We start from the raw sequence: 16,951 nt of genomic DNA on the forward strand, positions 1-16,951 counted from the left end.
TGCCTCCCGGACTTCGGTCCGGAATGCTCAAAATATAGCAACAAACGCTTACACAAGAAGTAAACGTAATCATCTTCGGATGATTCGTCAGTATCTTGAGTGAGTGAATTTCTCCCAGTGGGAGGAATTCAAGGCTCCGACCAATTGGTCGGTAAACAGAGATTAAACTGAAGAGTTTGATCCTGGCTCAGATTGAACGCTGGCGGCATGCTTTACACATGCAAGTCGAACGGCAGCACGGGCTTCGGCCTGGTGGCGAGTGGCGAACGGGTGAGTAATATATCGGAACGTGCCCAAGAGTGGGGGATAACGTAGCGAAAGTTACGCTAATACCGCATACGATCTAAGGATGAAAGCAGGGGACCGCAAGGCCTTGTGCTCCTGGAGCGGCCGATATCTGATTAGCTAGTTGGTGAGGTAAAGGCTCACCAAGGCGACGATCAGTAGCTGGTCTGAGAGGACGACCAGCCACACTGGAACTGAGACACGGTCCAGACTCCTACGGGAGGCAGCAGTGGGGAATTTTGGACAATGGGGGCAACCCTGATCCAGCAATGCCGCGTGAGTGAAGAAGGCCTTCGGGTTGTAAAGCTCTTTTGTCAGGGAAGAAAAGGGTACGGCTAATATCCGTGCCTCATGACGGTACCTGAAGAATAAGCACCGGCTAACTACGTGCCAGCAGCCGCGGTAATACGTAGGGTGCAAGCGTTAATCGGAATTACTGGGCGTAAAGCGTGCGCAGGCGGTTTTGTAAGTCTGTTGTGAAATCCCCGGGCTTAACCTGGGAATGGCAATGGAGACTGCAAGGCTAGAGTTTGGCAGAGGGGGGTAGAATTCCACGTGTAGCAGTGAAATGCGTAGAGATGTGGAGGAACACCGATGGCGAAGGCAGCCCCCTGGGTCAAGACTGACGCTCATGCACGAAAGCGTGGGGAGCAAACAGGATTAGATACCCTGGTAGTCCACGCCCTAAACGATGTCTACTAGTTGTTGGGTCTTAATTGACTTAGTAACGCAGCTAACGCGTGAAGTAGACCGCCTGGGGAGTACGGTCGCAAGATTAAAACTCAAAGGAATTGACGGGGACCCGCACAAGCGGTGGATGATGTGGATTAATTCGATGCAACGCGAAAAACCTTACCTACCCTTGACATGTCAGGAATCCCGGAGAGATCTGGGAGTGCCCGAAAGGGAACCTGAACACAGGTGCTGCATGGCTGTCGTCAGCTCGTGTCGTGAGATGTTGGGTTAAGTCCCGCAACGAGCGCAACCCTTGTCATTAGTTGCTACGAAAGAGCACTCTAATGAGACTGCCGGTGACAAACCGGAGGAAGGTGGGGATGACGTCAAGTCCTCATGGCCCTTATGGGTAGGGCTTCACACGTCATACAATGGTACATACAGAGGGCCGCCAACCCGCGAGGGGGAGCTAATCCCAGAAAGTGTATCGTAGTCCGGATTGTAGTCTGCAACTCGACTGCATGAAGTTGGAATCGCTAGTAATCGCGGATCAGCATGTCGCGGTGAATACGTTCCCGGGTCTTGTACACACCGCCCGTCACACCATGGGAGCGGGTTTTACCAGAAGTAGGTAGCTTAACCGCAAGGAGGGCGCTTACCACGGTAGGATTCGTGACTGGGGTGAAGTCGTAACAAGGTAGCCGTATCGGAAGGTGCGGCTGGATCACCTCCTTTCTAGAGTCGGCACGGATCGCAAGATCGTGCATCAAACGCTCACACTTATCGACTGTCGAATGAAGAAGAAACAGTAGCACCGCTAGGTAACAATGCGGGTCTGTAGCTCAGCTGGTTAGAGCACCGTGTTGATAACGCGGGGGTCGTTGGTTCGAGCCCAACCAGACCCACCACGTATCAAGCACAAAGTTGTATCCCATGGGGGATTAGCTCAGCTGGGAGAGCACCTGCTTTGCAAGCAGGGGGTCGTCGGTTCGATCCCGTCATCCTCCACCATAAAGTTTAAACGTAAGCGTGACGAGTTCACTTTTATGTTTAGTCTTTTAGAGACTACTGCTGTTTCGTTCTTTAACAATCTGGAAGAAGTAAAGTTTTATTAAGCGTGCGAGACATCGCACACTTAGGGTAGTGTCCGAAAGGACGCATACAAAAACTCATCAAACACAGTAGTAAATGCTTGTAGCTATAGCCGTCAAGGTTATAGGGACAAGTGAATAAGTGCACATGGTGGATGCCTTGGCGATTACAGGCGATGAAGGACGTAGAAGTCTGCGATAAGCTTCGGGGAGCTGACAAACGAGCATTGATCCGAAGATTTCCGAATGGGGAAACCCGGCCTTATAGGTCATCACTCACTGAATACATAGGTGTGTGAAGCGAACGCGGCGAACTGAAACATCTAAGTAGCTGCAGGAAAAGAAATCAACCGAGATTCCCAAAGTAGTGGCGAGCGAAATGGGAAGAGCCTGCATGTGATAGTCGGACTGGTAGTGGAACGCATTGGAAACTGCGGCCATAGCGGGTGATAGCCCCGTACGCGAAATCAGACCGGTGGTACTAAGCATGCGACAAGTAGGGCGGGACACGAGAAATCCTGTCTGAATATGGGGGGACCATCCTCCAAGGCTAAATACTCGTAATCGACCGATAGTGAACCAGTACCGTGAGGGAAAGGCGAAAAGAACCCCGGGAGGGGAGTGAAATAGATCCTGAAACCGTGTGCATACAAACAGTCGGAGCGGACTTGTTCCGTGACGGCGTACCTTTTGTATAATGGGTCAGCGACTTACATTCAGTAGCGAGGTTAACCATATAGGGGAGCCGCAGAGAAATCGAGTCCGAACAGGGCGCTAGTTGCTGGGTGTAGACCCGAAACCAAGTGATCTATCCATGGCCAGGTTGAAGGTGCGGTAACACGCACTGGAGGACCGAACCCACTAATGTTGAAAAATTAGGGGATGAGCTGTGGATAGGGGTGAAAGGCTAAACAAACTTGGAAATAGCTGGTTCTCTCCGAAAACTATTTAGGTAGTGCCTCAAGTATCACCATCGGGGGTAGAGCACTGTTATGGCTAGGGGGTCATCGCGACTTACCAAACCATTGCAAACTCCGAATACCGATGAGTGCGAGCTTGGGAGACAGACATCGGGTGCTAACGTCCGGTGTCAAGAGGGAAACAACCCAGACCGCCAGCTAAGGTCCCAAAGATTGGCTAAGTGGAAAACGAAGTGGGAAGGCTAAAACAGTCAGGATGTTGGCTTAGAAGCAGCCATCATTTAAAGAAAGCGTAATAGCTCACTGATCGAGTCGTCCTGCGCGGAAGATGTAACGGGGCTAAGCCAGTCACCGAAGCTGCGGATATGCATTTATGCATATGGTAGGAGAGCGTTCTGTAAGCCTGCGAAGGTGTCTTGTAAAGGATGCTGGAGGTATCAGAAGTGCGAATGCTGACATGAGTAGCGATAATGCGGGTGAAAAGCCCGCACGCCGTAAGCCCAAGGTTTCCTGTTCAACGTTCATCGGAGCAGGGTGAGTCGGCCCCTAAGGCGAGGCAGAGATGCGTAGCTGATGGGAAGCAGGTTAATATTCCTGCACCGTCGTATGATGCGATGGGGGGACGGATCGCGGAAGGTTGTCTGACTGTTGGAATAGTCAGTTTCTGGTTCATAGAAAGTGCTTAGGCAAATCCGGGCACATAATTCAAGGGGCTGGGACGAAGGATCATTGATCCTGTAGCAATCGGAAGTGGTTCCAAGAAAAGCCTCTAAGCTTCAGTCATACGAGACCGTACCGCAAACCGACACAGGTGGGCGAGATGAGTATTCTAAGGCGCTTGAGAGAACTCGGGAGAAGGAACTCGGCAAATTGGTACCGTAACTTCGGGAAAAGGTACGCCCCAGTAGCTTGACCACTTTACTGTGGAAGGGTGACAGGGTTGCAATAAAATGGTGGCTGCGACTGTTTAATAAAAACACAGCACTCTGCAAACACGAAAGTGGACGTATAGGGTGTGACGCCTGCCCGGTGCTGGAAGATTAAATGATGGGGTGCAAGCTCTTGATTGAAGTCCCAGTAAACGGCGGCCGTAACTATAACGGTCCTAAGGTAGCGAAATTCCTTGTCGGGTAAGTTCCGACCTGCACGAATGGCGTAACGATGGCCACACTGTCTCCTCCCGAGACTCAGCGAAGTTGAAGTGTTTGTGATGATGCAATCTACCCGCGGCTAGACGGAAAGACCCCATGAACCTTTACTGTAGCTTTGCATTGGACTTTGAACCAATCTGTGTAGGATAGGTGGGAGGCTTTGAAGCGGGGACGCCAGTTCTCGTGGAGCCAACCTTGAAATACCACCCTGGTTTGTTTGAGGTTCTAACCTTGGTCCGTTATCCGGATCGGGGACAGTGCATGGTAGGCAGTTTGACTGGGGCGGTCTCCTCCTAAAGTGTAACGGAGGAGTTCGAAGGTACGCTAGGTACGGTCGGACATCGTGCTAATAGTGCAATGGCATAAGCGTGCTTAACTGCGAGACCGACAAGTCGAGCAGGTACGAAAGTAGGACATAGTGATCCGGTGGTTCTGTATGGAAGGGCCATCGCTCAACGGATAAAAGGTACTCTGGGGATAACAGGCTGATTCCTCCCAAGAGTTCATATCGACGGGGGAGTTTGGCACCTCGATGTCGGCTCATCACATCCTGGGGCTGTAGCCGGTCCCAAGGGTATGGCTGTTCGCCATTTAAAGTGGTACGTGAGCTGGGTTTAAAACGTCGTGAGACAGTTTGGTCCCTATCTGCCGTGGGCGTTGGAAATTTGAAGGGGGCTGCTCCTAGTACGAGAGGACCGGAGTGGACGAACCTCTGGTGTACCGGTTGTCACGCCAGTGGCATTGCCGGGTAGCTAAGTTCGGAAGAGATAACCGCTGAAAGCATCTAAGCGGGAAACTTGCCTTAAGATGAGATTTCCCGGAGCCTTGAGCTCCTTGAAGGGTCGTTCGAGACCAGGACGTTGATAGGTCAGGTGTGGAAGTGCAGTAATGCATTAAGCTAACTGATACTAATTGCCCGTACGGCTTGTCCCTATAACCTTGACGGTTATGAACCAATAATGGTTCCTTGCATTTACTCTTTGATGAGACGTAGTTAAACACTACAACCCAACTTTACTTCTTCCGGATTGAGCAGTGGCGTTGCCCCATAGGGAACGGCACTGCGTACAAGTCATGCCTGATGACCATAGCAAGTCGGTCCCACCCCTTCCCATCCCGAACAGGACCGTGAAACGACTTTGCGCCGATGATAGTGCTGCAACCAGTGTGAAAGTAGGTTATCGTCAGGCTGTTATATAGAAAAACCCCGCTAGCGTGTGCTGGCGGGGTTTTTTGCTTTTGTTGCTCGAAAACCGGTGAAAACCGGTGACAGACACCGGTTTTTTTGAAATATTTCAAAGTAATTGGTGTCTGTCACCGGTTTTGAGGCTCTATAGGTAAAAAACGCTGGCGTGTGCTGGTACGGTTTTTTGCATGGGGCTTCATGCTTGGCAATTAGTCCATCGCCTCTAACGATGGCATACAAGCCAGTGCATGTCTTTATTATAATAAGGCTTGCCATCCATTCTGAGCGATCATGCTCCCCTTCCTGACATCCGGTTCCCAGATCAGCATCGCCATGACGGCGCTGTATGGCCTGCTCGGCATTATCTCCCTGCTTGTGCAGCGCCTGGCGGCGCCCACGGGAACGCTGCGCAACCAGGTCAATGCATGGTGGCGTATCTTCCCGATCGTCACGATCGCACTGCTGTTGTATCCGGCCGGCCCTTGGCTTCTTGCCGGTCTGATCTGCCTGCTCGCAGTCCGTGAACTGGCACCCTATGTTGACGAGCGGCCAGCCGTCTACCGCCGTAACGCGATGCTGGCCATCGCTGCTGTCGCAATCATGGAATGGCTCGTGCCGACACCGCTGCCAGTGCTGATTCCCGCACTCATCGTTGTGCAATTCATCGTCTTTCGAGTCGGGCGCCGTAAATCATCGCTCGTTTATTTGCTCACGTGGTTGACGATTGCGGCGGCCTGGGTGATCGTGCAATTCATCGATATTCCTCCCGGCCCCGCCACCAGCCTTGCATGGCTGTTCTACCTCTTCATCGTTACTGCTCTCAACGATATCGGGCAGTTTGTCGGTGGCAAACTGTTCGGCAATCGCAAGATCGCACCGACGATCAGCCCGAACAAGACATGGCAGGGCCTTGCCGGTGGCGTGATCGTCTCGCAACTGGTTACCCTGGTACTGGCCAGCTACCTCCAGCTTGGATCGCCCGGCACCATGGCCGGATATGCCGTGCTGCTGTCGCTGGGCGGCTTCTTCGGCGACCTCCTGTTTTCGGCGGCAAAACGCTACCTCGGCATCAAGGATTTTTCCCAGCTGATCCCCGGCCACGGCGGTATTCTTGACCGTATCGACAGCCTGGTCGTCACCGCACCGCTGCTGTACATCCTGCTCCTCACCACGGAAGGCATCACCTCATGAAAAGCGAACACCCGGCATCATGGACCACTTCGGAAGCTGGTTTCAACGCCAACGATGGCACCCGGCTGTTCTATCGCGCATGGCAACCAAAGGTGTCGCGCACTGATGGACCGCAGCGTGCACTCGTGTTCCTGCACCGTGGCCACGAACATTCGGGCAGGATCGCGTCGCTGGTCGAGCGCTTCGGCAGCCAGCACGACTGGGCGTTTGCCTATGACTCGCGCGGCCATGGGCATTCGCCGGGGGAACGCGGCGCCGCACCCGGCTTCGCCACGCTGGTCGACGACCTGGATGCCTTCGTCGCCCATGTCGCGCACCGGCATGGCATCGAGCCCCAGAACATAGTGGTGGTCGCGAACAGCGTCGGCGCCGTGGTGGCTGCCACGTGGGTGCATGATTACGCGCCGCGCATCCGGGGGCTCGTCATGGCGGCTGCCGCATTTGCGATCAAGCTCTACGTGCCGCTGGCGAAACCGGCCCTGCGTTTCGCACGCCGCTTCAAGCCCGACCTGTTCGTCACGAGCTATATCCGACCGGGCATGCTCACGCATTCGCGGCAGGAAGCCGATGCCTACGCGGCTGACTCGCTGATTGCAAAGGCCATCTCGGCGCAGATCCTGCTCGAACTTGCCGATACCGCGGAGCGCATCGTGGCCGATGCCGCCGCGATCGACGTGCCCGTGCTGATGCTGGCGGCGGACAAGGATTACGTCGTCCACGAAGGCCCGCAAAAAACCTTCTTCGAGCGGCTGTCGTCGCCGCTGAAACGGTACGTCAGGCTGACCGACTGCTATCACGCCGTGTTCTATGAGCGCGATATCTCCGTCGCGCTGGAGGCGAGCCGCGACTTCATTGCCGCATGCTTTGCCGAGGCACCTCGGTCGCCAGCGTATTACGTGGCGGCAGACAGCAACAGCGCCAGTGCCCGCGCCTACACGGCATTGCAGCGCGACGAATACGGCAGCGCCGTCACGCGCGCATCCCATGCGCTGCAGCGCCGCATGCTCAAGGTGTTCGGGCCACTCAGCGACGGCATGCGCGTGGGCCTGAAACACGGCTTCGATTCGGGGGCATCGCTCGACTACGTCTATCGCAACCAGGCCGGCGGCAAGATGGTGTTCGGCGCAGTGATGGATCGCGGCTACCTCGATGCCGTCGGCTGGCGCGGCATCCGCGTGCGCAAGGTGCAGCTGCAGCAGTTACTGGCCGAGCGCATCGCGGCACATCCGGTACATGAGCCGCTGCGCATCCTCGATATCGCCGCCGGCTCCGCGCGCTATGTGCTTGAAACGGTCAAGCGCTTCCAGGACCGGGACGTCGAAGTCACGCTCTGCGACTATGAGCAGCACAACGTCGACCGGGCGCGCGACCTCGCGGCGCACCTGCAACTGCGGGCGAAAGTGGATTGCCGCCGGCGCGATGCCTTCGATGGCGCCAGCTATGCGGGCGAGGAAGGCAAGTACGATATCGCCATCGTTTCCGGCCTGTATGAGCTGTTCAGCGAAAACGCCATGGTGCTGCGCTCGCTGGAAGGCGTCGTTGCCAGCCTGCGACCGGGCGGGTATCTCATCTACACGGCACAGCCCTGGCATCCCCAGGTGGAGATGATCGCCGGCACGCTGACGAACCACCGCGGCGAACAGTGGCGCATGCGCCCGCGGCCGCAGGCCGAAATGGATGCGCTGGTGCGCGTGGCCGGCGCGGAAAAGAGCGCGACGCTGATCGGTGTCGACGGCATCTTCACCGTGTCGGTGGCGCGGAAAGCCGCAGTGCCTGGCGCAGCCGGTTGAACACCGTCAGCACGCACAGCAGCAGAATCGCCCACAGCAGGCCATTGCTCCATGCCGGCGCGGTGCCGGAACCGATCAGCAAGGCGATCACGCCAAACGCAAAGGCGCGGTCGCTCTTGCCCATCGGTCCGTCGAAACGGCGCGCCACGCCAATGCCCTGGGCAAGCACGCCGGCGAATTCCGCAAGCAGCGCCAGCACTACGACAATGCCGACCAGCGGTGCGGAGATACCGGCCGCCAGCGCGAACGGCAGGTAAAGCACCGCATCGGAGACCTGGTCGCACATCTCGTTGAGCACGGCGCCCAGGCTGGTCTTGTTGCCGGTGGCGGTCGCCAGCATGCCGTCGATGGCGTTCAACGCCATCCGCAGCAGCAGGAATGCCGGCAAGCCGTACCACAGGGCCGCGTTGCCTGGGTCGAGTGCGAGCGCCGCGCCATAAGCGCAGGAAAGGAACATCGCCGCCAGCGTCACCTGGTTCGGCGTGATGCCCGCGCGGGCGAGCGAAGACAGCAAAGGCCGCAGCAGTTGCTGGAAGCGGGGTTTCAATTCGTAGATCGAGAAAGCCATCGTTGGTAATTCCTTGCATGGAGGCGAGCGATGAAACGGCTGCGACTGTAACCCATCGCGCAGTGGATGAAAACGGCACGGCCCTGTTGGCGTTGCGCCGCCACCAGTGCCAGGATGGGCCGTATCTGCGATGGCCGCGGCGCGTGCAGGTCGAGTAACGGCGCATGGTGATAGCGCATGCCTCGCAGGGCAGCGGCTTCGGGCAATTCCGGCGACAGGTCGATCACGCAGCAATCGGCAGGCAGGCGCCGGGCTTCCAGGGCGGACAGGCGACGGCCCACGAACAATCCCGGCGAATGCTGGACGAACGCGTCGCGGCCCCGTTCGCGCACGCGCACCAGCAGCCATGTCAGCCAATAGCCCGCGAGATAAGGCCAGTACAGCAGCCATGCCATGATCGAATGGCGGCCGTCGCGCTTGCCCAGGAACCGGGTATCGCGCCGCGCGTAGGCCAGCGCCACCAGCAGCAGGCATGCCACGGCATACAGGGCGATCCAGCTGCCCAGCACGAACCAGCCCACGTGCAGCGTAACGCCGGCGGCGATCATGTAATAAAAGGCGACCGTCCAGCGCCGGGTTTCACCGGGTTGTACGAGCCACGCCACGGCGGCACCGAGCAGCAGGCCCGCCGCCACGTCGGCCGCATGGTGCTGCCAGGTGAGCAGCGTGCTTGCCGCCACGAGCACCAGCCAGCCCGCCACCAGGATGCGCCGCCAGCCGGCCAGTTGCGCGCGCAAGGCCAGCCAGAACAGCAGGCAGTAGGCCACGTGCAGCGACGGCAGCTGGTTATAGGGCTGGTCCACGATGTCGAGGAAGCCATACGCCGCCGCCAGCAACGGATCATCGAGGGCCGGGCGCGCCAGCGTGAACCGGGCTGGATAGATTGCGAAGATCAATGCCGCCGTCACCGTCGCCAGCATCATGCGCCGGCTCGTCACGCGCAATTGTTCGGCGCCTGGCGCCAGCATGAAGACCAGCACGAAAAAAACCGTCGAGGTGGCATAGGGAACGATCATCCAGGGCCAGAAGGGCACGGCGGCATCGAATGGCAATGCCACGCTGTGCTGCGCCGGCAGGCGCGCGGCGATCACGTGGCTGAGTGGGTAGCACAGGCCGAACACCAGCCAGTTGAGCAGCAGGCGGCCGGCACGGGCCCCGATCGATGGGGCTGTGGCTTGTCGTGGAAATCGCATTTGGGCATTATGCAGGGCATGGAGAACACGCATCAATACGAGCGTTGCCTGGTCATGGCCGGCGGCGGATTCCGCTTCGGCTATTACCTCGGGATCCATGCGGCAGCCGAAGAGACAGGCCATGCGCCGGACCTGCTGCTGGCCAGTTGCGGCGGCGCCGTGGCGGCCGCCGCGATCGCACGCCTGCCGGATGCCCCAGCGCGCAAGGCATGGCTGGCGTCGCGCGAAGTCCACGCGTTCCTCGCCGGCCTGCAATCCACCGCGCGGGCGGCGCCGTTGCCGATGCTGGGCCGCGCGGTGCGGCGCTGGTTGCACCGCGCACCGGTTCCCGCCATTCCCGACCTGTTCGACGATTACCTGTTCGACCTGCCTGCCCGCGCGCCATTGCCGCCCGCATCGGGCCGCCTGGAACCGGCCGTGGCGATCGTCGGCGGCAAGATGCTGTTCGGCCCCGAAGACGTGGGCCAGGCGCGTGGCGCGCGCATGCTGTTCGCGGAAACCGTGTTCGGCGGCGCCCGCGTGGCCAGCCTGCTCGACGGTGCCGCCGCGCCGGCCGCCGATCCGCGCTGGAGCGATGGGGCGATCGCTCCGCTGCTGCAGGTCGACAGTGCGATGCCGCTGGAAGACGCGGTGCGCACTTCGCTGTCGGACATGTTTTATTTCCGCTGCCATCAGCATGCGGGAAGCCATTACACGGGGGGCGTGATCGACCTGTTTCCGATCGAACTGGCGCGGCGCCTGGCCGCCAGCGTGGCAATGGAACGCAAGGGGCATCCCGATCCATGGCTGGTCGCGCCGGCATGGCGCGCGGTGCTGGGTATCGATGGCGCTGCCCGGTTGCGCGCGGTGCACGAGCAGCGCGCCGATGTGTGGATCGATACCTCGGACATGGCACAGGCACTGCGCGGGCAGGGCCTGAAGAAGGCAATCCGCTGGCAGGAAAACCGCCTGTGGCTGGTCGCTCCTTCCAGCTACGACAACTACCGCGCCCAGGTCGACGCGCAGTGGCGGTATGGCTATACGAAAGGCCTTGCCGCCTTCACACAAGGGCAGCGCGCATGAAACGAATCATGATCATCGGCGGCACCCGCGGCATCGGCCTCGCGCTGGCCGAACACTATGCCGGGCAGGGCGCCACACTGGCACTGTGCGGCCGCGATGCGTCGCGCATGGCCGGCCATCCGCTTGCCGGCCACGCGCGGGTGCGCATCGAGGAAGTCGACATCACCGACAGGGCGGCACTCGAACGCGTCATGCGTGACTTCGGTCCGATCGACCTGCTGATCGTCACCGCCGGCCACTACACGGATGCGGCGGCCATCGCCGCCGACCCGGAAGCGACGCTGCCGGTGCTGGGCACGAACGTCGGCGGCCTGTACGACGCGTTCGACATCGGCGGCCGCCACATGCGCCGGCAGGGGCAGGGGCACCTGGTTGCCATCGCTTCCATCGCCGGGCTGCTGAAGGACTATCCCGGCGCCTCGCTGTACAGCGCCAGCAAGCGCGCCGCCATCGCCATCTGCGACACGTTCCGCAAGGCGCTGGCACCGTTCGGCATTGCCGTCACGGTCATCGTGCCCGGTTATGTCGACACGGCCCGCCTGCGCGAACTGAATGGCGGCGATGCGCGCCGCAAGCCATTCCTGCAAACGGAAGCGCAGGCAGTGCGTCACATCGCCGCCGCCATCGCCCGGCGCGATGCGCGCTGCGTCTTCCCGTGGCAACTGCATATGCTGATCCGGCTGTTCAACTGGCTGCCGCGGCCATTGCAAAGCCTGCGCAAAAAATAAAAGCCCGCGCAAGGCGGGCTTCGGCTACGCCGGTAACGGATCAGAACCGGTAGGCCAGTTTCACCACGCCATAATCGACGCCGCTGTTCGGCTTCTTGATGCTGCCATTCGAGAAGTGCTGCATCTTCACCGCCACTTCCCAGTTCTTGTTGAAGACATAGCCCACGCCGATGTGGTCGCCGAACTGGAATGCCGTCGACAGGCGGTCATCGTTGTTGTTATAGGTTTCGGACATCAAGTGCGCGCCAATGCCGATCTCGGCATAGAAACCCAGCTTGTTCTTGTTTTCAAAACGGAAGACCGGGGTGAAGCCGATGTCCACGATGTGCTGCTTGTCGCCCGGCACGTTCTTGTACTGGCGGCCCTGCCAATAGCCGGCGCTCGCGTCCCAATATCCGGTCAGGTGCGTGTTGCCGGAATCGAACCAGCTCCAGTTCGGGTTCCAGTCCTTGGTCACGCCCACGCGCGCCATGCGGATTTTCGAGGCGGTGGCGGCTTCGCCATACACGCCATCGATCAGTTGGCCATCGGCCGCGAATGCGGCTTGCGCCGCCATCAGTGCGGCCACGGCCGCGATCATTTTTTTCATGTTCCTGTTCTCTCAAGTGACATGCTGTATACATAATCGATACGGCAATCCGGCTATTGTAGCGGGCTCGGCAGATTTAAGCTGAAGGGCATCCAAACGGAAAATCGATGTCGGATCGTTATAAAAATGCAAACTACGGAGCAACAATAAACATGGAATTCTTCACGAAAATCGCTTTTCTCGGTATCGGCTTGATGGGAGAGCCCATGGTGCGGCGCCTGCTCGCGGCAGGGCTCCCGGTCAGCGCCTGGAATCGTACCTTCAGCAAGGCCGAGCGGCTTGCATCGGATGGCGCCATTGCCGTGCCGAACCTGGAAGACGCGGTGCGCGACGCCGATATCGTCATCTCGATGCTGGAAGCCGGCCCGGTGGTCGGCGCGGTCATCGATGACGCACTGCCGGCGCTCCGGCAAGGCACGCTGTGGATCGACATGAGTTCCACGCGCCAGTCGGAAGCCCAGGAATTCCATGCCCGCCTGCAGGCGGCCGGCTGCCGCTTCGTCGACGCGCCCGTCTCCGGCGGCGTTGGTGGCGCACAGGCGGGAACGCTGGCGATCATGGCCGGCGGCACCGAGGCCGATATCGAGTATGCCCGGCCCGTGTTCGAAGCGATGGGCCGTGTCACCCGCGTGGGCCCGGCCGGCGCGGGCCAGGTATCGAAGCTGTGCAACCAGCTGATCGTCGGCGGCACGATCAATATCGTGGCGGAGGCGCTGCTGCTGGCGCAGGCCGCGGGTGCCGACCCCACCGCGGTGCGGGCGGCAATCCGAGGCGGTTTTGCCGAGAGCCGCATCCTCGAGGTGCATGGCCAGCGCATGCTCGACCGGAATTTCCTGCCGGGCGGGCAGGTGACGACGCAGTTGAAAGACCAGCACAACATCCTTGCCGCGGCGGCGGCGGCAGGCATCGCGCTGCCCGTCACCAGCCTGGTGACGGAACGCTATGAATCCATCCGGGACGTGTATCCGCAAGCCGATCACTCGGCCGCGCTGCTGGCGCTGGAGCGCCTGAACGACGGCCAGCGCGTGGGCGACGCTCCGGACCAGTTACCGTGAATTTAACGCAAAGGTAACGCCGTTTCCACCAGCCGCACCCAGAAGCTGGCACCGACTGGAAGAAGGTTGTCGTTGAAATCGTAGCTGCCATTGTGCAGCACGCATGGCCCCAGGCCATGGCCGCCCGCGCGGTGGTCGCCATCGCCGTTGCCGATGAAGATGTAACAGCCGGGCTTTTCCTGCAGGAAGAAGGCGAAATCCTCGGCGCCCATCGTCGGCTCGGCGTTGGCATCCACGTTCTGCTCGCCCACCACGGCCTTCATCACGTCGACGGCAAACGCGGTTTCCTTCTCGTGGTTGACGAGCGGCGGATAGTTGCGCTTGAAGTGGAAATCCACTTCGGCCTCGAACGCGGCGGCAATGCCCTCGGCCAGCGTCCGCATGCGCTGCTCGACCAGGTCCAGCACCGGCGTGGTGAACGTGCGCACGGTGCCCACCAGCTGCGCCGTGTCGGGGATCACGTTGGTGGCGCTGCCGGCGTGGATCTGCGTGATCGACAGCACGGCCGTGTCCAGCGGGCTCTTGTTGCGCGTGATGATCGTCTGCCACGCCTGGGCGATCTGTACCGCGATCATCACGGGATCGATGCCCTTGTGCGGCTGGGCCGCATGCGCGCCCTTGCCGCGCACCGTCACGTGGAATTCATTCGACGACGCCATCATTGGCCCCGTGCACACATTCATCGTGCCGGCCGCATAGCCGGGCCAGTTGTGCATGCCGTAGATGGCTTCCATCGGAAAGCGTTCGAACAGGCCGTCCTCGATCATCGCGCGCGCACCGGCACCACCTTCCTCGGCGGGCTGGAACACGAGGTAGACCGTGCCGTCGAAATTGCGCTGCCGCGCCAGGTGCCAGGCCGCGCCCAGCAGCATTGCCGTGTGGCCGTCGTGGCCGCACGCGTGCATCTTGCCGGGGTGGCGCGAGGCGTGCGGGAAGGTGTTCACTTCCTGCATCGGCAGCGCATCCATGTCGGCACGCAGGCCGATCGCGCGGTCCGAGGTGCCGTTCCTGATGATGCCCACGAGGCCCGTCACGCCAAGGCCCCGCACCACGGGGATGCCCCATTCGGCGAGTCTGGCGGCCACCGCGTCGGCGGTGCGCACTTCCTCGTAGGAGAGTTCGGGATGGGCGTGCAGGTCGCGGCGGATTTCCTGCAGCGCGGATTGAAACGCAATGATCGGTTCTACAAGTTTCATTCGGCTCTCCAGTTATTCTTTGCGGCCCCGGGTCGGGGCGTGTACGTCGAAACACGCCAGTAACAAGCCAATGAGCAAAGGAACATTGTAGCCTTTGTAACGGTCCCGCGGCCACCCGTGCGGGGCCGCCGCAAAGGCCCGGCAGATGGTTTACGATAGCGGATTGTTCTTCATTGTCTTGCCTCCCTCCCATGACCGCCACCCAAGTGCGTGCCGCCTGTCCGCACGACTGCCCCGATACCTGCGCCATTCTCGTCACCGTTGAAAACGGCGTCGCCACCGAGATCAAGGGCGATCCCGATCACCCCACCACGGCCGGTGTGCTGTGCACCAAGGTGTCGCGCTATGCCGAACGCACCTATTCGCCGGACCGCCTGCTGTATCCGCTGCGCCGGGTTGGCAAGAAGGGGGAAGGAAAATTCGAGCGCATCAGCTGGAATGACGCCCTGGACGAGATCGCCGCGCGGCTGAAGCCACTGGCGGAGAGCGCGCCGGAAGCCATCCTGCCCTATAGCTATTGCGGCACGATGGGCCTGCTGCAGGGCGAGTCGATGTCGTCGCGCTTCTTCCACCAGCTGGGCGCCTCGCTGCTGGACCGCACGATCTGCGCGATGGCCGGTTTCACCGGTTACAAGTACACGATCGGCGGCTCGATCGGCACCGATCTCGAACAGTTCCAGGATGCGAAAGTGATCCTGATCTGGGGTGGCAACCCGATCGCATCGAACCTGCATTTCTGGATGCGCGCACAGGAAGCAAAGCGGCGCGGCGCGAAACTGGTGGCGATCGATCCCTACCGCTCGCTGACGGCCGAGAAATGCCATCTGCACATCGCGCCGATGCCCGGCACCGATGCCGCGCTGGCGCTGGGCATGATGCACGTGCTGATTGCCGAGAACCTGGTCGACGATGACTACATCGCGCAATACACGCTGGGCTACGAACAGTTGAAGGAGCGCGCAGCCGAGTGGACACCCGCGCGCACGGCGGCCACCTGTGGTATTCCGGAAGAGCAGGTGCTGGAACTGGCGCGCCTGTACGGCCAGACAGCGCGGGCAGGGGAACCGGTGGCGATCCGCGTCAACTACGGCGTGCAGCGGGTGCGCGGCGGCGGCATGGCGGTGCGCAATATCGCCTGCCTGCCGGCGCTCGTTGGCGCATGGCGGCACGCGGCCGGCGGCATCCAGTTGTCCACGTCGGGCTCCTTCCCCACCAACAAGCCGGCGCTCCAGCGCCCGGACCTGCTGAAGAAACTGGTCCGCACGATCAACATGACGACGATCGGCGACGACCTGCTGCGCCCCGCGTCGCCGGCGTTCGGCCCGCGGGTGGATGCCGTCATCGTCTACAACTCGAATCCCGTGGCGGTGGCGCCGGATTCATCGAAAGTCCAGGCGGGTTTCGCGCGTGAAGACCTGTTCACGGTGGTGCTGGAACAGTTCCAGACCGATACCGTGGACTACGCGGACATCGTGCTGCCCGCCACCACGCAACTGGAGCACGCGGACGCCCACCTGGCCTATGGCCACCTGTACATGATGGCCAACAATCCGGCCATCGCGCCGCTGGGCGAGGCAAAGCCGAACACGGAAATCTTCCGCTTGCTGGCCGCCCGCATGGGGTTCACGGACCCCTGCTTTGCCGAGACCGATGATGAATTGGCATCCAAGGCGTTCCGGAAAGATGACGCAAGATCCATTCACTTCGATTGGGAGTCGTTGAAGAAGAAGGGCTGGGAAAAGCTGAACATGCCCGCTGCACCATTTGCCTATGGTAAATTCCCCACACCTTCAGGGAAATGTGAGTTCTTTTCCGCAGCCATGCAGGCAGATGGCCTGGACCCTCTGCCAGCCTATATCGAAAACTACGAATCCGCGTCATCTACCCCTGATCTGGCGGCAAAATACCCGCTGGCGATGATATCTCCACCGGCGCGCAACTTCCTGAACTCCACCTTTGTCAATGTGCAAAGCCTGCGCGCGACGGAGGGGGAACCGCAGCTCGACATCCATCCTGACGATGCAACAACACGTGCCATCAATCACGGCGATATGGTGCGCATCTTCAACGATCGTGGCTCGTTCGTATGCAAGGCCCGGGTCACGGAAAAGGCGCGGAAAGGCCTCGTGGTGGGCCTGTCGATCTGGTGGAAAAAGCTTGCGCGCGATGGCAAGAATGCCAATGAAGTGACCAGCCAGCGCCTGACCGACATGGGCCGCGCGCCGACTTTTTACGATACACTGGTTCAAGTCGAACGTGTCTCATGAGTAG

At 60.2% G+C, this 16,951-nt stretch carries 10 protein-coding genes, 2 tRNA genes and 3 rRNA genes; 11 read left to right on the plus strand and 4 right to left on the minus strand.

What is annotated here, in order from left to right; all coding sequences use genetic code 11:
• The first annotated feature begins 164 nt into the window (after positions 1-164).
• The 7 genes from EWM63_RS14625 to EWM63_RS14655 all read left to right on the plus strand — a co-directional run bounded on the left by EWM63_RS14625 (position 165) and on the right by EWM63_RS14655 (position 8,289).
• Positions 165-1,695, plus strand: a 16S ribosomal RNA gene (locus EWM63_RS14625).
• Between the two features lie 96 nt (positions 1,696-1,791).
• Positions 1,792-1,868, plus strand: a tRNA-Ile gene (locus EWM63_RS14630).
• Between the two features lie 27 nt (positions 1,869-1,895).
• Positions 1,896-1,971 (plus strand) — tRNA-Ala (locus EWM63_RS14635).
• 208 nt (positions 1,972-2,179) lie between these two features.
• Positions 2,180-5,055: ribosomal RNA gene (locus EWM63_RS14640) — 23S ribosomal RNA — on the plus strand.
• Between the two features lie 144 nt (positions 5,056-5,199).
• Positions 5,200-5,312: ribosomal RNA gene (gene rrf / locus EWM63_RS14645) — 5S ribosomal RNA — on the plus strand.
• Together the 16S, 23S and 5S rRNA genes with 2 tRNA genes alongside form the textbook arrangement of a ribosomal RNA operon.
• A 287-nt stretch (positions 5,313-5,599) precedes the next feature.
• Positions 5,600-6,499 carry a phosphatidate cytidylyltransferase gene (locus EWM63_RS14650; protein WP_130187183.1) on the plus strand — a complete coding sequence of 300 codons (900 nt, stop codon included), beginning with the start codon at positions 5,600-5,602 and terminating at the stop codon, positions 6,497-6,499.
• Complete coding sequence (locus EWM63_RS14655; RefSeq protein WP_130187184.1) at positions 6,496-8,289, plus strand: bifunctional alpha/beta hydrolase/class I SAM-dependent methyltransferase; 1,794 nt, start codon at positions 6,496-6,498, stop codon at positions 8,287-8,289. The genes EWM63_RS14650 and EWM63_RS14655 overlap by 4 nt, the downstream gene beginning before the upstream one ends.
• Here the strand turns inward: EWM63_RS14655 and EWM63_RS14660 are convergent.
• Both EWM63_RS14660 and EWM63_RS14665 read right to left on the minus strand, forming a co-directional pair.
• Positions 8,240-8,857: a CDP-alcohol phosphatidyltransferase family protein gene (locus EWM63_RS14660; RefSeq protein ID WP_130187185.1), complete on the minus strand. Its 618-nt coding sequence runs from the start codon at positions 8,855-8,857 to the stop codon at positions 8,240-8,242. The two genes, EWM63_RS14655 and EWM63_RS14660, sit on opposite strands and share 50 nt — an antisense overlap.
• Positions 8,833-10,050: a phosphatase PAP2/dual specificity phosphatase family protein gene (locus EWM63_RS14665; RefSeq protein ID WP_165390831.1), complete on the minus strand. Its 1,218-nt coding sequence runs from the start codon at positions 10,048-10,050 to the stop codon at positions 8,833-8,835. Before EWM63_RS14665 ends, EWM63_RS14660 begins: the two co-directional genes overlap by 25 nt.
• 18 nt (positions 10,051-10,068) lie before the next feature.
• On the opposite strand from EWM63_RS14665, the gene EWM63_RS31815 reads away from it, so the two are divergent.
• Together EWM63_RS31815 and EWM63_RS31820 are read left to right on the plus strand one after the other, a co-directional pair.
• The gene (locus EWM63_RS31815) at positions 10,069-11,112 is read left to right on the plus strand and encodes a patatin-like phospholipase family protein (protein ID WP_165390832.1); all 1,044 of its coding nucleotides are present in this window, start codon (positions 10,069-10,071) and stop codon (positions 11,110-11,112) included.
• On the plus strand, positions 11,109-11,840 hold the full coding sequence (locus EWM63_RS31820) for an SDR family NAD(P)-dependent oxidoreductase (RefSeq protein ID WP_165390833.1): 732 nt from the start codon (positions 11,109-11,111) through the stop codon (positions 11,838-11,840). The genes EWM63_RS31815 and EWM63_RS31820 overlap by 4 nt, the downstream gene beginning before the upstream one ends.
• A gap of 40 nt (positions 11,841-11,880) precedes the next feature.
• Here EWM63_RS31820 and EWM63_RS14675 read toward each other — a convergent pair whose 3' ends face one another.
• Entirely contained in the window at positions 11,881-12,429 is a 549-nt protein-coding gene (locus EWM63_RS14675; RefSeq protein WP_229487898.1) for an acyloxyacyl hydrolase, read from the minus strand.
• 152 nt (positions 12,430-12,581) lie between these two features.
• Here EWM63_RS14675 and EWM63_RS14680 point away from each other — a divergent pair, with 152 nt between their 5' ends.
• Complete coding sequence (locus EWM63_RS14680; RefSeq protein WP_130187187.1) at positions 12,582-13,484, plus strand: NAD(P)-dependent oxidoreductase; 903 nt, start codon at positions 12,582-12,584, stop codon at positions 13,482-13,484.
• A 2-nt stretch (positions 13,485-13,486) separates the two neighbouring features.
• Here the strand turns inward: EWM63_RS14680 and EWM63_RS14685 are convergent, their stop codons facing one another.
• Positions 13,487-14,680: a M20 aminoacylase family protein gene (locus tag EWM63_RS14685; protein WP_130187188.1), complete on the minus strand. Its 1,194-nt coding sequence runs from the start codon at positions 14,678-14,680 to the stop codon at positions 13,487-13,489.
• A gap of 191 nt (positions 14,681-14,871) precedes the next feature.
• On the opposite strand from EWM63_RS14685, the gene EWM63_RS14690 reads away from it, so the two are divergent.
• On the plus strand, positions 14,872-16,947 hold the full coding sequence (locus EWM63_RS14690) for a molybdopterin-containing oxidoreductase family protein (RefSeq protein ID WP_130187189.1): 2,076 nt from the start codon (positions 14,872-14,874) through the stop codon (positions 16,945-16,947).
• Positions 16,948-16,951: the final 4 nt, after the last annotated feature.

The organism is Pseudoduganella lutea (genome assembly GCF_004209755.1).
Classification (GTDB): domain Bacteria; phylum Pseudomonadota; class Gammaproteobacteria; order Burkholderiales; family Burkholderiaceae_D; genus Rugamonas; species Rugamonas lutea.

What these genes read in the sequence shown, in the direction of transcription:
- EWM63_RS14650 (WP_130187183.1), top strand. Translation starts at nt 5,600, where the DNA reads ATGCTCCCCTTCCTGACATCCGGTTCCCAGATCAGCATCGCCATGACG.
- EWM63_RS14655 (WP_130187184.1), top strand. Translation starts at nt 6,496, where the DNA reads ATGAAAAGCGAACACCCGGCATCATGGACCACTTCGGAAGCTGGTTTC.
- EWM63_RS14660 (WP_130187185.1), bottom strand. Translation starts at nt 8,857, where the DNA reads ATGGCTTTCTCGATCTACGAATTGAAACCCCGCTTCCAGCAACTGCTG.
- EWM63_RS14665 (WP_165390831.1), bottom strand. Translation starts at nt 10,050, where the DNA reads ATGCGATTTCCACGACAAGCCACAGCCCCATCGATCGGGGCCCGTGCC.
- EWM63_RS31815 (WP_165390832.1), top strand. Translation starts at nt 10,069, where the DNA reads ATGGAGAACACGCATCAATACGAGCGTTGCCTGGTCATGGCCGGCGGC.
- EWM63_RS31820 (WP_165390833.1), top strand. Translation starts at nt 11,109, where the DNA reads ATGAAACGAATCATGATCATCGGCGGCACCCGCGGCATCGGCCTCGCG.
- EWM63_RS14675 (WP_229487898.1), bottom strand. Translation starts at nt 12,429, where the DNA reads ATGAAAAAAATGATCGCGGCCGTGGCCGCACTGATGGCGGCGCAAGCC.
- EWM63_RS14680 (WP_130187187.1), top strand. Translation starts at nt 12,582, where the DNA reads ATGGAATTCTTCACGAAAATCGCTTTTCTCGGTATCGGCTTGATGGGA.
- EWM63_RS14685 (WP_130187188.1), bottom strand. Translation starts at nt 14,680, where the DNA reads ATGAAACTTGTAGAACCGATCATTGCGTTTCAATCCGCGCTGCAGGAA.
- EWM63_RS14690 (WP_130187189.1), top strand. Translation starts at nt 14,872, where the DNA reads ATGACCGCCACCCAAGTGCGTGCCGCCTGTCCGCACGACTGCCCCGAT.